General features: G+C 36.2%; 8 protein-coding genes. 6 read left to right on the top strand and 2 right to left on the bottom strand.

The features are described from left to right. The first annotated feature begins 1,055 nt into the window (after positions 1-1,055). The gene (locus H5232_RS13630; protein ID WP_182831052.1) at positions 1,056-2,189 is read left to right on the top strand and encodes a replication protein A; all 1,134 of its coding nucleotides are present in this window, start codon (positions 1,056-1,058) and stop codon (positions 2,187-2,189) included. Between the two features lie 69 nt (positions 2,190-2,258). Here the strand turns inward: H5232_RS13630 and H5232_RS13625 are convergent, their stop codons facing one another. Continuing rightward, on the bottom strand, positions 2,259-3,014 hold the full coding sequence (locus H5232_RS13625) for a hypothetical protein (protein WP_182831051.1): 756 nt from the start codon (positions 3,012-3,014) through the stop codon (positions 2,259-2,261). A 23-nt stretch (positions 3,015-3,037) separates the two neighbouring features. Further along, the gene (locus H5232_RS13620) at positions 3,038-3,712 is read right to left on the bottom strand and encodes a hypothetical protein (RefSeq protein WP_182831050.1); all 675 of its coding nucleotides are present in this window, start codon (positions 3,710-3,712) and stop codon (positions 3,038-3,040) included. Positions 3,713-3,844: 132 nt separating this feature from the next. On the opposite strand from H5232_RS13620, the gene H5232_RS13615 reads away from it, so the two are divergent. The 5 genes from H5232_RS13615 to H5232_RS13595 all read left to right on the top strand — a co-directional run. Next, positions 3,845-5,746 carry a DEAD/DEAH box helicase gene (locus H5232_RS13615; RefSeq protein ID WP_182831049.1) on the top strand — a complete coding sequence of 634 codons (1,902 nt, stop codon included), beginning with the start codon at positions 3,845-3,847 and terminating at the stop codon, positions 5,744-5,746. Positions 5,747-6,005: 259 nt separating this feature from the next. After that, complete coding sequence (locus H5232_RS13610) at positions 6,006-6,527, top strand: hypothetical protein (protein WP_182831048.1); 522 nt, start codon at positions 6,006-6,008, stop codon at positions 6,525-6,527. A gap of 650 nt (positions 6,528-7,177) precedes the next feature. Continuing rightward, positions 7,178-7,453, top strand: a complete 276-nt coding sequence (locus H5232_RS13605) for a hypothetical protein (protein ID WP_182831047.1) — start codon at positions 7,178-7,180, stop codon at positions 7,451-7,453. Positions 7,454-8,408: 955 nt separating this feature from the next. Next, the gene (locus H5232_RS13600; RefSeq protein ID WP_182831046.1) at positions 8,409-14,000 is read left to right on the top strand and encodes a hypothetical protein; all 5,592 of its coding nucleotides are present in this window, start codon (positions 8,409-8,411) and stop codon (positions 13,998-14,000) included. 198 nt (positions 14,001-14,198) lie between these two features. Continuing rightward, a partial coding sequence (locus H5232_RS13595; RefSeq protein ID WP_182831045.1) for a tyrosine-type recombinase/integrase occupies positions 14,199-14,869 on the top strand: 671 nt, incomplete at its 3' end.

Raw genomic sequence — 14,869 nt, 5'->3', positions numbered from 1 at the left:
CGCAACTACACGTTATTAGCACTCATATTGATATTATTATCAACAGGTTATAAAGGGTTGCCTGTAAAATATCCACAACGACATTGCTCAAGATCGCATTTACACGTTATTTTATCCACAATCACAGTTTGTTTTTTATTCAAAATGATTGAATATACGCCAAATTACTCTACCAGATCGCAATTGCACGCTTCTCAGATCGCAATTACACCTTGTTTTAGTGGGTTATTCACAGCCCTGCTGAATCCATACTACAGAAGTTTAGTGAATTTTAATTTGAAAATAGTTTTTTTTCGCCCGTAACCTTTATTTATGTGTGATACAATCCTGTAAATACCTGAAATATATACGTTTTATTTTCCAGATCAGTTTTGCACTTTATTTTGTAATTTCTCTGTCCTTTTTAGGGCAAATTCTTCCGGTTTATTTTTGACCAATAGTTTTAAGTTCACATCGGGTACACAGGAAGTAAGTTGATGATATAATAAACTGAAAATATATCTCAGACCCTAATTACACGTTATTCAGTAGTTATGTAGCCTCTCAGATCGCATTTACACTTTATTTTATGAGCTAATTTTTAGTGTCAGATCGCATTTACACGTTATTTTATGAGCTAATTTTTAGTGTCAGATCGCATTTACACGTTATTTTATGAGCTAATTTTTAGTGTCAGATCGCATTTACACGTTATTTTATGAGCTGATTTTTAGTTTCAGATCGCATTTATACGTTATTTTATGACATCAAATTTCATCCCAGATCGCATTTACACGTTATTTTTCGGCCATAATTTTCATCCCAGATCGTATTTACACGTTATTTTATGAACTAAATCTTCACCTCAGATCGCATTTACACGTTATTCATACTGTTACTCAAACTACCAGATCGCAATTACACGTTATTTTTAATAGGTTTATTAGGTAGTCAGATCACAGTTACACTCTATTATCGTAATGATTATAAAGAATTTTTTAATAATGGTGCATTTTACTGTGTTATTTATATAGCGATTTGATATATTTGAAATTCAAGTATGCGGGAATTTCGGTATGAGCAAAAACAAACTTACAATAAATAATTTGCCAGAGACTATCAGCACCAAAGGGCTAGTAGTTCAGGAAGCCGCTGAGGTTGAGCAGCTTAAACTCTTCACTGATTTGCATTTTGAAGGTTTGAAATCAAATTCGTTATCAAATACCTTTCCTTTATACGATTTATGGTCTCGTTTTGTAAGAGTTAAAACTACCATATACCCAATTAGACAAGCACCAGAAAGGCTCGTTAATTCTCGCTCTATTTCTGATAAGTTGGATGGTGTTGAATACACCGGTGAATTGCAAATCTCACCAGCTGTAATCAAAGGTAAAGAAACTGACTATGTTGCTTGGCCATCTGACCGCGAAGAAAAGGTAGAAAGAGCGCTTATATCACTTGCAACTAAAGGCAATATTTCTAAGATTAATAACGCAAGCGGCACTCGTTACGCAATTCATTTTAAAATGAATGAACTAAATGCAGAGCTTAAGTCAGTTAATCAATCACTATCTTTTCCAGATTTAAAGGAAGCGCTACTAATCCTGTCTGGGAGTCAACTGTCTTTTAACTACAGCACCAACTCAAATGGTGAAGTAGAAACAAATGAAGCAAAAATGCCTTATCTGGGGTCAATTCATTTTTCTGGTAAAAAAGGGCCAAGCACTCAGAGATGCATAGTATTTCTTAATGAGTACATGGCTCAGCAAATTGAAACTGTATCTTATAAAGGATATTACTTTAACCAGGCGCAACAATTTAAGAGAACCTTGTCTAGTTGGCTTACAACCAGACTTTATACATTGTTTAGATACGCCAGCCCCGAAAAAACGTATCACTTCATGCTTGTAAGAATAATGATTAAGTTTGGCTCTATTGAGTCAGAAGACATTACTGAAAATCGCTTAATTGCTATTCGCAGAAATATGACTTCCACAATGAAAGACCTTATTAATGCTGGCATTTTAGAGAAGTATGATATCGCTGCTGTAAAGGACGATGAAGATAAAGTTATAGACTACAAGTACACTCTATACCCAACAGAAGGGTTCTGTGATGAAATTGTGTCACTTAATAAACACGCTAAAAAAATAAGAATCAAAAGCAATACGACAGAAGAAGTTGTTGAAACTCTTTTAATCGAGCAGTAAGAGTCGCACTCTGTTGGTTATGGGGGCTGCACTGTTCAACTTTAACAGTGCAGTGGACTAAAACCAATTTTACATATCAAGTATTTCAGATTCTTTAATCAAAGTTTTTGAATAACCATACTTTTTAAGCAATTGTTTTATCTCATCTATGTAACCTTGCGAAGCAAATGGCGAAATGTACACTTCTTGAATAAGCTCATTAACATCAATCTTCACACTCTTACCTTGATTGAAATTAACAGTTTGATCCAAGCTCTTCTTAGGTGGTGAATCATTCAATATGAAAAGCCTTAGCTCTTTTTCAAAATCATAAAATGGTTTTTTCGTTGTTATTAGTGATAGCCTTGATAGGCTATCATCGCAAAGGTGTTTTTTATATTTAACTTTACCCATATAAAATGGCTCTGGGTTACTGTCTTGCCCGTTAATCACTGAGCGTTTAAGTTTGCTCACTGACGTTTTAACGGCAACCCCATTTGCCTCACCTGAAAGATAAATCTTCCATAAAGCGTATGACTCATGTGGAGTTAATGACCAGCAGTTGATAAAGACACAATTTTTCTTAGGATTGGTGTTCCAAAAAAAAGCTTCCAATTCACCTTTAAGATTGTTCCCAGTGATACCGTCATTAATTAGGTCATCTCTTTTTTTGTTTTTAACACTTTCAGGTATAGATACTTCATATTGATCTGAGAGTGCATTAGCGTTTGGAAAAAACAAAGTGGAATTTATGAGTAACTGCTCAAATTTCCAAGTACTCATATACCGCCAAACTGATGAATTACCATGAGGTATTTCTAGAGCATCGTCATTTTGTAAAAACATCTTCAACCTCCCTTTCCTAGCGCTCAAAGACCCAAACTAGCTGCTCGGTTAAAATTCTGTACAGCAAACTCAGCACTAATGTTGTCGAAGTTTTTCAAATAAGAGTCCAGTGCAAATTGACCTATACGTACTGCTTCATTGATAGGAATAGGTACTCCACAAAGCTTTTTACCTTTTTGTGATACTTGCACAAACAACTTTCCTTCTTGGTATTGAACCTTTAATGATTTGTCATTCTTAGCTCCGTAATGCTTTAACTCAATACTTTCCTTAATGAATAAAAATGCGCATAGAAATTCAATCAAACCTAGCTGAGTAAGCTGAATGGAAATTTTGTTTTTCCAGTCATAACTTTTATTTGCTCCAGAAGCGGCCTCAATTCGAATAGTAATAACCCCTTTCCTTGTTATATCTGCTTTGAATTCGACAGCAGCCTTGCTTGCATGAACTTTAATTGAGTAATACCTACCACCGGGAGCATAATCAGGGTTGAAATCACTGCTTTGTGTTTGACCCTCTTGACTCTGTTTCACTGGAGACTGAGCATTATTGTTATGCATATGACTAGGAGTATAGTTTTCATTCACGTATTGGTTTTGACATTCAGCACCAGTGTTATGCATCTGACTAGAATCAAAATACTCATTCGGACTTTTTTGAGGCTGATATTGTGGTTGATATTGAGGATGATTATTCATAAACAAATCCAGTAATTAATTTAATTCATTATTTCAAAACATAGATATCGCGCATTTTTAGAGTTAAAAACCTCCAAGTTGCACATTTTTCAATATGAGGGAATATAAAGGAACGATTCAACGACGGGGAAAATGATGGAGCTGAAATCATTAGAGTGCTTTGGTATTAAACATGCTTGGCAGGTGCCATTAATTTGCCCAGTTGAAATTGAAGATTACACAAACATTGTCACTGAATTTTCTAAGGCATATCAATTAAGCGGCCATAAAATAGTAATAGCTGGAAAATTAGTATCAGCACCATCTTTCAATTGGGTTAGAGGGAAAGGGGTTTTAACAATTGAGCTGTTTGACGATTTAGGTTACTTACTTTCAATAAAGCTTTTCGGTGATACAAAGCTTATTGAAGAAAGTCTGGCTGAAGTTGGTTCAACCTATTACTTCAAAGGAGTTTCATTTGCTAATGGGGCTTACCTAAACTTACGCGCAGCAAAATTAATATCCAGTGCTGACATTGGGAAATTCGTACCAATTTACAAATCTAAGCGCGGGTACCTATCTAAAGAGCAGGTAAGAGAGGTTATTAGAAAACAGTTACCCAACACACTTAATCAAGCAGAAAAACATCTAAGGGAAGTTATAAAATGGGTACCAAACATTAGACAAGTTTTAAAGACTAAGAAAATGACTTTAAAAGATGTTCTAACCGAATTGCACAATCCTAGTTCGGTAGAGTCATGGGAAGAAGCTAGGGGTGTCATAAAAAGAATTGCCGCCTTATATTGTATCCGTGAAATGAATGCCTTAAATCCAAGAGAGCCAAATAAACTTGTAAATTCTTTACACGGTCTACCTATCAACGTGCTAAAGGAAAAAATTCCTTTTGAATTAACTACAGAACAAACACAAATTGTTGAATCAATAACCAATAAATTTAAGGAAGGTACCAAAGTCGATGGGGCTCTAATTGGTGATGTAGGAACTGGAAAAACAGTTGTCTACGGAATTTGCGCTGCTTCAGTGGTCTCCGCTGGTGGGCGAGCAGCGATTATGTTACCTAGCCAAACCCTTGCAGAGCAAATTCATGAAGAGCTAAATTCATATTTTGGTTCGTTAAAGCCAGTCTTAGTTACATTAGAAACAGAACAAACAAACTTAGAGGAAACGAATTTTTTAATCGGTACAAGCGCTCTGTTACATCGAATGGTGGGTGTACTGGATTTAGTTGTGGTTGATGAACAGCATCGGTTTGGACTTGAGCAAAGAGAATTACTACTTTCTGAAAATACACACTTTTTGGAAGCAACAGCTACTCCAATACCTAGAACCCAGGCTTTGATTTCGTATGGTAAATCAAAGCACATATTCAGACTTACCAAATGTCATGCTAAGAAAGAGATAACCACTAAGTTAAGACTTAAAAGTGAAAGCCATGCACTAATGAAAGAGTGCCTTAATCAAGTTGAGCTTGGTAACAAAGTACTCGTTGTATGTCCCACTAAGGATAATTCTGAGAATTTCGCATCTGTAGAAGAGGTATTCACGAAGTGGAACAAGTTTGCCCGAAATAAAGTTAGGTATATTCATTCTGGTTGCAGTCCAGACCACAACAGAAAATCAATTGCAGATATTAAGTCGGGCAAGGCTAGCATACTAATCTCTACAACAATGGTTGAAATTGGCTTGACTATCCCTCGGTTAACAAAAACGATCATCTACCATGCTGAAAGGTTCGGAACAATAACGTGCCATCAAATACGGGGACGTTTAGTGCGTCATGGTGGAAAAGGTCAGCTAGATTTATATTGCCCAACTGAGATTGGTGAAAAATTATTACAACGCTTACTTCTCTTAACTAAGTTCGACGATGGTTATGAATTGGCCGAACAAGATATGATCTTAAGAGGATTTGGCGATATTGTTAAAGCAAGCGACTTATCTCAAAGCGGGTCTACTAAATCCATATTAATTGGGGAAAAAGTTGAAGTTTCTGATGTGGAAGAAATTCTATCGACACTAGAAACTACAAATTAACTCTTAACATTCAATTTCATTGTTTTGCTCTCTTTGTGAAGCATAAATATCTCATGGAATCGCAAAAAAAAACTAAAAATAGTAAATAAAACTCGCGGAGCACGATAAATACATACTGATATATTACTAACAAATCTAGATCTTATCTTTAAACGGTTAGCAGAGGACAAATTTACTTTGCTGGTATTCATAGGTTGGATACAGAAATAACTGTAGAAGCTAATTAAGTTGTCTAAAAATTTCAAACCTGGAGTTTGTTGTGGAATTAAATTCAGAACGTAAGCTGATCACATTACTCACTTTACTATTAGTTACGCTTTTAGTTGCGGGTATTTTAGCGTGGGTGTCTAACTACCGAGGCTCTATACCGGATATTGAAATGAGCTTAACCCCGGTTGAGAAAGAGAAACTCAGTGAAATTGGTTCAGTGAAATTAAAAAGGGCTGGTTTTTTTGATCTTGATTGTAAAAGCTATACTGCTCATGAGTTTAGTTATTCTATTACATCAAGCAATAGCAGCAGATCAGATGACTATGCAAAGTGGTCATGTGGCCCAAGCCTGAGATATGTTGATTGCCCTGAAATAAAAGTAAGCATCCAAGGTGAGCAAGCTCTAATTGAATCGGGATTAACACAAAAAAGCGAATATGGTTTAGAGCAAGTGAAAATGTGTGCATCGCTTGCTATTAAAAATGCGCCAACAGAATTACGAGCCACGAATTCAAAGGTAACAAAATCTAATAGTGAAGCAGAAAACCTGCGTTCTTATCAATTAGATTGAGGTTAAGTCGGTTTTATCAAGACAATATAAAATCAGTAAGGTGATTGTATGAGTAATGTGAAATCAGAAGAATTAAAGCGATGTAAATATATAACGACCAGTCTTGTTACAGCAGCAGTCTTGACAGCGTTCTTAGTTTTCATTTTGTACGTTCATTCGCTCATTGTTGAGAACTTAGGCAGCATCGATGCTTTTTTCACACTCGACATCGAATTCCTTAATATATTTTTAGTGATTGTGTACACAAACATCTTCGTGTTAACAAGCTCCTTAATAATATTAATAAGCGCTAGAAGTGAGCTCAATACTATAACCTGGTACATCGTACTCGCTATCAGCATCCTAACGTACATTATTTTAATGGCCATATATTGCAATAGCTATTGGGGTGTAAAAAACATTACAACCTTCCAAAGCAATCTAGCCACCTTTATTTGGCTACCTGTTTGGTGTTTTGTGATTTTAGTTTTTGCCATTTTGAGTGAAATTCATCGCGAATCTAAAAAATAGATCGTTAACAAAAAAGAATAAAAATAAGCTTGTACTGGCTTTGTGTAAAGAGCGATTTCAATCGTTTAACAAAGAGATTTCATTACTAGCGCCGTCTAGTGCTTTATAAGTAATTTGGTTTTTTAAATATTGAGGTAGGTATGATTGCAGAAAAAATGAAGCAATATTGTGATGAAAGCCCATTTAGTAAATTTTCACTTAAGCTTATTGCTTTGCTAGAGGGCTCAAAACCGAATTTAACAATCGACAATGTGATTTCGATACTAGATAACCGCCAAGATTTTGAAAGCTTTGTTATCGGTTTAGAGCCTTCTAAAAACAAAGCCGAGTTGGAGAAAGTGTTAGAGTATAGCGAAGATTATTTGTCCCAATTAGTTTCACAAGTTTTGACTTTGTTGATTAAGGCAAAAAATTAATATTGTCATAGAGTAGGCCATTTCTTTTTCGTAACCATCTGATATATAAGTTATAAAGTATTTATTAAGATGAGCTTTATTTATTCAAACTATTAGGTGAACAAAATACATATGCTATAAAAGTACAGTACCTAACTTATCAACTACACTTACCTTTTATAAACTAATCAGAAAGGCGTATGAATGGTTAATCAATTAGCTTACGTGATAAGCGCACCAGTTTTACTAGCCTTTAGTGTTCAGTTTTATAAATCAATCATATTCAATAAAAACCTTTCGGCTATTTGCTTCTTTTTGGCCATAGCTATTTCATGCGCGACTAAGGTAGGGTTATTCTTTTCATACAATAGTGGAGATGTATGGAACACACTTTTGTACTTCACATCTCTTAACTTTCTTGAAAAGTTTTTTATGCTGTTCGGCCTTTTCTACTTACTTAAATTGAAAGTTAGTTTCAAAATAACTTTTTGTGTTTTTTCTATAATTTACTCTTGGTTGTTAATTGGCTGGTGGCTCGGGATTTCCACTTGGAACTTCAGAGGGCTACTGGCAATGTTTAATGCTTCATTTTACATTTTCTTGGTAATGTTCTTAGTTAAGTTTAAGCATCTTCTTCCACAGAAGATCATTAAACCAGCTATGTTTACTTTATCAATTTACACTGTGTTTTGGTTAAGCTTGTATCCAGTCATGGCAAAATTTCCCATATGGAAGACTGTTGCAATCTATTCAGAAATAACTTTATGCATATCGATGTATGCTATTTTCTTTGTTGCTTTTAATGACAAAGTTAAATGTGATAGTGCAGTTTGACTAGGGTTGGTTGGAAATTTCTTTAATCATTCCCTTCCAAAATTAATAAAACGAATTTTTCTTCTATTTCAATTTTTTTTCAGGCTTTATTGATTGGCTAAGTTGGTAAGTTAACTCTGAGTAATTCCAACAAGGTCTAATAATGAGTTATTTAAAGGCAGCGGCTTTAACTACTTTGATGTTTTCATTTAGCGCTATTGCTATCACAACTATCAAAGGAACGATGAATGTCTACAAACCAGAATTTGTCATCGAGAACAAATCAGGCACACTTATTTCAAACGTAAGAAACTTCAAGCTTGAGGCTCGCCAAACTGTTATAGACGATTACTGTACTGTCACTACAGATAACAATTTAGCATTACAAGGGGGAACCTTAAGCGCTGGATATTGTTTATTTGAATGGAATAACACAGCCGGTTATTCAATTGATGGATTTAAAGTTGAAGGCGTTGCTTCCAATTCAGGTCCGAATAGTATTGGCTACTCAATTTATTATTATTCAGGGTCAGCAAAAGCTAAAAAGTTAGTTGATACAAAAAACTTTATTTTCAATTTTGCAGCTCCAGTTAAGCCCACTGTCCAAAGATACTCAGTTAAGCTTGGAAACTCATGGAAAAGCGTAGGTAGCCATACCAATTACAACCCCGCAAACAAGTTTTCTGCAGTTAGAGTTAATGTTGAAGCAAGGGATTACAGTCAGAAGGTATCTATACCATCGCTTGGTAGCTGTACAGTAGTAAGTGGCGCTACTTCATGCGATATTTCATTTTCAGAAATAAAGCTTGGTGATGCTATTTCAAATAAAGTGGGCTCTTTAAGCTATCAAGTGTCAGTTGATTCGAGTAATAGTTATTGGGGAGTTAGTAACACCAAACACGCTTTAACTGTTCCTTGGAATTACCAACCAACAAAAATTGACCTTTTTGAGGTTAATTCCATGCCTGCTAGTTATGCGACTACAAAGACAATAAACGTTAATAGCAAATCAATTCAAGTTTCGAATAACACAGCTAAACTCGTTTTAAATAAGCCTTCAAGCGAGATTGTTGGCGATTGGTGGGCCCCGTCTGAGTTAAATGTAAAATTCAGCCGAAATAGTCAGCCAACCATTTCAAGTGGCATCACCTATAGCGGGAATGTTCTATATACAAATGATGGCTCACTAGTTACAGCAAATAAGACTATTACGAGCACTAAGAGAGAAAGTGTAAATGGTGCATATGTTTACACGTTCGATATGACGCAAATTGAAGATGGTTATTATGGTGCTTCTGTGGCTTTCACAAATTCAAGTGGCATCCCTTCTAACCAAAATTTTAATGGGTTAAGAATTAACAAAACTGCCCCAAAAATTGATATTTTCAAATCAGGTGTTAAGCAAAATAACAGCAGTAACTTTGCATACAATCAAGAGCTGGTAATTTCAACTTTCAATTCATTTACAGATGACGTTGACCTGGTATCGATTCAAGTTAATTCTTCTAACGTTGCTTTTAACAAGCCAAAAATTGGTGTGGCTACAATACCTGACACTGTTATTTTCAAAAATGGCTTAAATACAATAAAAGTTACGGTCAAGGATACTCTGGGACATTTATATTCCAGAACAATCACACTAAATAAAGTTCAAGATGAAATCGAGTTTAAGATTAACAATTTAGGTGGTCGATTAGTATCTCACGTAAAAGAGTCTAGTTTTGAAGCAGTCCAAACTAAGTTTTCAGGTTTCTGTGACATTGTGACTAATGAAGCGGTTGCAATTGGTACCAACAATAATGTATCTGGAAAGTGTTATTTTGAATGGGTTGGTATGGATGAGCTTGATAGAGATAACTTTTCTCTGAAAGGTCGATTGAGAATGAGCGGAGTTGTGCCTGTTGGGTATAAAGTGTTTGCCTATTTTGGCGCGGAGAAAGAGAAAACACTAATCAAGTCTGGAACTACATCTTTTAACGTCGAGGCTCCAATTGCGCCTGAACTAACAAAATATTCTATTTATGTAGGGAATAAATGGATCGACAATAATAGCGATGTCAATCACGATCCAAACGCTCAGGTTAAAGCCATTTCAATCACTACAAAGCCAGTTAATTATTCACAACAGGTAATTGTCGATAATTTGGGGAATTGTTTAATAAATGCTGGAAGTACATCCTGCACAATAAATATCACTCCTTATTACCTTGGAACTAAAAATTACATTGGCTATGAGGATGGCATTGTTTCTCACCAGTTTAAGATAAATTCAATTAATAAGTACTTTACTGATAATGAAATAAACTCACAGGCCATTGTAAGTTGGGAATATGCATACTCTCGGGTAGAGCAAGTAAAAGTTAATGCAAGGGCTAGTGGTTTGCCATTGAGCTTTGGCTTGCTAGGCGCTTCTATAGATGTTGAGAACGAAACAGCGAGAGTTGTATTTGATAAACCCTCTCCAGCTATATCAGGTACATGGTGGCTTCCTAAATCGATTGAGCTTGAGTTTAAAGTTAGTGGTTCGCACGAAGTACTTAAGGAACTTGAATTTGACGGTACTACTCTTTTTAAAAACGATAATATTACTGAAGGTGAAACTGTAATAGTAAAAAATCTGACCGGGCCTGAAGTTATTAATAACAAGTTTATTTATACAGCTGATGTGCAGAGTGTACCAGATGGGCACTACGATATTACGGTTACTTCAAAGTACTTGTATTCAAAATCAGATAAAAAAGAATTTAAAAACGCTGCATTCTTATCTCGTAAGCAGCCATTAATTTCTATATTCAGAAACAGCCAAAGTATGGAGGAAAATGATGAGTTCTACTTTGATAGTGAACTGTTAGTAGCTGGGTTTAATGGCTACGTAAATGGTGTCACTATTGAGAGTGTACAATCAAACGGTGTGCCATTAAGTTTAAATTCTGTTGGTGACGGTATTGTCACTATTAATGGCTTAACTCAACAGTTATCACCAAAAGATAATGCAGAAATTAGTGTTGTAGTTAAAAACTCTTCAGGTGATAAATTTAATTATGATCTAAATGTTGTCTTTGCTCCTATGTCGTTTGATATAAAGCATCGTGAAAAAGACTATCTACCGTTCAGACTAATTGAATTGGTTTATTTAGATTCTGAACAAGTGAGCGGCGAAGAGTGCCGGTTCTATAGTGAAAGAGACCTCGCGGTTAAATATGCGCGCAAAGGTGTTAAAAGCTGTATATTCAATTGGGTTAATTTACCAGAAGGCTTTGAAATATCATTGCGAGGTAGAACACCATCGGCTGTTGGTTATTTAGACAAGGCGCTTGTAGAAATTGAAAGCGATATCGAAATAATTAATGAGTTTGGTGAAACGCTGATCATACCTAATGAAAAGACACAGATTTCTTCTCAGGAACCAACAGGGATTTCAGTTGAAGCTAGCTCAAGGCGAGAACTTATAAACGGTTTTTATCCAGTTGAATACTCGGGTGGTGAAATTGTCAGAATGGGTACTGTATCGAGCCCTGGTTCATTAGATATGACATTCGACACCAAAGGGGTTAGCCAAACATTTCCGAAAAACCCTTCTACAAGAACAGGTGAAATATTTAGAACATCTGGTAGGTTCGATATGCCTTTTGAAGTTGAACGCAATCTATGGGAAGTATTCCCTATCGATTACAACGTTAAGTACCATAGAATGCCAGAAATAAATGCATCCCAAAGCATTAAAGCTTTAGTCGTTCCTGATAGCACACTTGGCGTTAATCTAGATTTTCAAGATGACCAGATCCTATCTACTGACGAAGTAACGGCTAAAATCAACCTTGGGAATTACAATCGAATCGATGGATGGGTTTATGACAAAAGCTCAATGGGTGAATGGGAAGTTTACATTGGTAAGTATGACAGAAGAAATATACCTGAACCATTAACAGAAACTGTCACAATAGATGCGAAAGGTGAAGCCTTCATAAAAATGCCAATGGAAGTTATTGGCGAAGAAAGTGGAATTTATGTTGCAGTAGCAAAAGCAAAAACACCTATACCTGATTATGAGTACTATATTCAGTCTGCTCGTGCATACTTTATTGTGTACAAAGGCACTAAAATTGAAGGTGAGCTAAAGGATGGCTTAATTAAGGGCCGGATACCATTGAGAGCTTCAGCAATTTACTCACCTGAAGACCGAGCAGATGTTGGCTCACTTGGCCGAGTGGTGTGGGAAGTTTCAAGTAACGGTTCCGATTGGAGGGAGTCTACAGAGCATAAAGACACTTTACGTTGGCGTAAGCGATATGAAAACAAAGAAATAGAATACTTGAGAGTTAAAGTTGAAAATAAGTTTACAGGCGAATGGTCAACTAGCGGCACTCTAAAAGTTGTTGCTTATGACAAACCTGAACTACTAATTCAACAAACTAATGAAGTTCTATTTAATGAGGCAGCAAAATTCGTACTGTATGACGGAGATAACCTCGTTCAAAATGGGGATGGTGTTATCGAGTGGTCAACTGATAATCGTAAGTCTTGGTTCTCAGGTCCTTCGGAAATCTCATTTTATAAAGATGATTTTACAGGAAGGGATATTAATGCCCGTATGAAATATAACGGAATAGCAAGTGATAGTAGTTTGGGTGATGAAGCTTTTGTCGAAGCTAGGGCGCGATATTACTTCTTAAGAGCGCCACGATTCTATTTTGATTTAGATGTCCCTGATCTAGTCGAAGTCGGCTCTACACACCACATTAAAGGAAGCTCTTTCACAAGAACTGAGTCTATTAATGGTAGAACTCAAAACCAATGGGTGTTACCGGATGGGAAAGTAATAAATGATAGTGAATTTGACCTGACATTTAGTGAAAATCTTCTTGAAGGAAGAAACTTCATTCTGACCTACCAAGCTTGGGTCGAGGGGTCAAAGCAAGAGACAATCAACGAGACTAGAGTTCGTGTGAAAAGCTGGACATACGAGTTTCCTGAAATTGAACTAAACATGCCAGCTACAGTAAATTATATGCCTTCTAAACACATTGCATGGGTAGGCTTAGAGCGTCATTTTGCTCCTGGCGTAGAGTATACGTATGAGCTACTAAAAACACCCGGAGTTAAAGTGTTAAATCAAGATGACGGCAAGTTTACTCTGCAGTTTTCCCAAGAAGGGATGAAAAATCTCACATTTAGGGTTACTAACAGCAGGGGGCAAAGCAAAGAAGTAAGTCAAATTGTAGAAGTTTTACCTCCAACACCATTAGAAATTGAGATTGTGCGTACATTCAGTAATGAATACCTGAGATATCCATTAGATGTATCACTTAGATCTCGTGTATGGCTTTCACATCCAGATGATAGAGTTTCAGTGTATAAATGGTACTTGGATGGTGAGCTTGTCATGGAAAGCAAGCGTTATAGAGAAAGTATTGGAGATTTATCAGTTGGCAATCATACTATCCGCGTCGATGTTGAAACTGAGTTTGGTCAGATTGGTTCGCAGTCATTTGAAGTGAACGTGATACCAAATCAGAAACCAACCGGTAATATTAATATGCATGAAACAGATCAAGTGTTTGAATTACATCTCAACTGTAATGACTCGGATGGTCGAATTGCTGCGACTACATGGCAGTTAAATGGTGAGTTGTTAACGCACTCTCATAATATTATCCAATTCAGTAAGGATAAACTAAAAGGCACAAATTATGTTGTAGGTAGATGTTATGACGATAGCTTTGAATACATAGATATTACTCAGACAATTCATTAAATGATATGTGAATATGGCAGCTATTTTGACTGCCATATTCATAAAAAATGAACAACCTTTGATTGGGCTCAAATGTTGCTGAAAGGTTGAAAATTATTGAAGAACACCTATTCCAATATGACCAATAAAAACAATGCTTATAGTTTTTGGTGATTATTTAATATACCATATTGGAATTGGGTGTTGTTTGGAAGTTATATGCCATTTGAGAAAGGTCATAAGCCTGTTAGACGTAGGCCAATATCAGAAGCAGTAAAGCGACTTGAAGCAGGCAGAAAAGGCGCAGGAAAAATAGAAAGTAAAGCGCAGCTAAAGCACATACTTGCTAATGCTAATCGTGGTGAAACCGCAGAGAGAAACGTAGCTTTAATTTGGTTCTTGTTCGGCTCACTAACGCGCATTGGTGAAACTTGCCGGTTGCTAGTTAAAGATGTTTTTACTAAATCAGGCAAGCTAAAATCTATTTTTAGAATTAGAGCAGATTACACCAAAACGAATCAAAGCCGTGATTGCGCTCTGGTTTTAAAGCAACAAAGGCAAGCCGTTTTAGCTTGGCGGGATAGACGCATTAGAGATAAAGCTATGCTATCTGTAGATGGTAGTTATGGTGGCTTGAATGGAGATAGCCCTTTATTTTTAGCTAGAAGCGGAAAGCGCTGGGTAACTTTGTCTTTTAACGTCAAAAAGTATCAAACTCAAGACGGGCAAAAAGAAACGCTGGTTTGCTCAAGCATGGAGAACTATGTTAGAAACCTGTTTAAGAGTTGCGGCTTTAAACAAGGCTCAAGCCACTCAGGGCGTAAAAGTACCGCCAGCCTACTATCTGATGCTGGTGTCGATTATGACGTTATACAAATGGCTATAGGCCA

This window comes from Pseudoalteromonas sp. SG41-5, assembly GCF_014164495.1.
Lineage (GTDB): Bacteria > Pseudomonadota > Gammaproteobacteria > Enterobacterales > Alteromonadaceae > Pseudoalteromonas > Pseudoalteromonas rhizosphaerae.
The sequence above is the reverse complement of the archived record's forward strand: the minus strand, read 5'-3'. Positions and strand labels throughout refer to the sequence as shown.

Bases quoted from the DNA above. Each gene is read 5' to 3' on its own strand.
- H5232_RS13615 (WP_182831049.1), top strand. From the start codon at position 3,845: ATGATGGAGCTGAAATCATTAGAGTGCTTTGGTATTAAACATGCTTGG.
- H5232_RS13605 (WP_182831047.1), top strand. From the start codon at position 7,178: ATGATTGCAGAAAAAATGAAGCAATATTGTGATGAAAGCCCATTTAGT.
- H5232_RS13630 (WP_182831052.1), top strand. From the start codon at position 1,056: ATGAGCAAAAACAAACTTACAATAAATAATTTGCCAGAGACTATCAGC.
- H5232_RS13620 (WP_182831050.1), bottom strand. From the start codon at position 3,712: ATGAATAATCATCCTCAATATCAACCACAATATCAGCCTCAAAAAAGT.
- H5232_RS13625 (WP_182831051.1), bottom strand. From the start codon at position 3,014: ATGTTTTTACAAAATGACGATGCTCTAGAAATACCTCATGGTAATTCA.
- H5232_RS13600 (WP_182831046.1), top strand. From the start codon at position 8,409: ATGAGTTATTTAAAGGCAGCGGCTTTAACTACTTTGATGTTTTCATTT.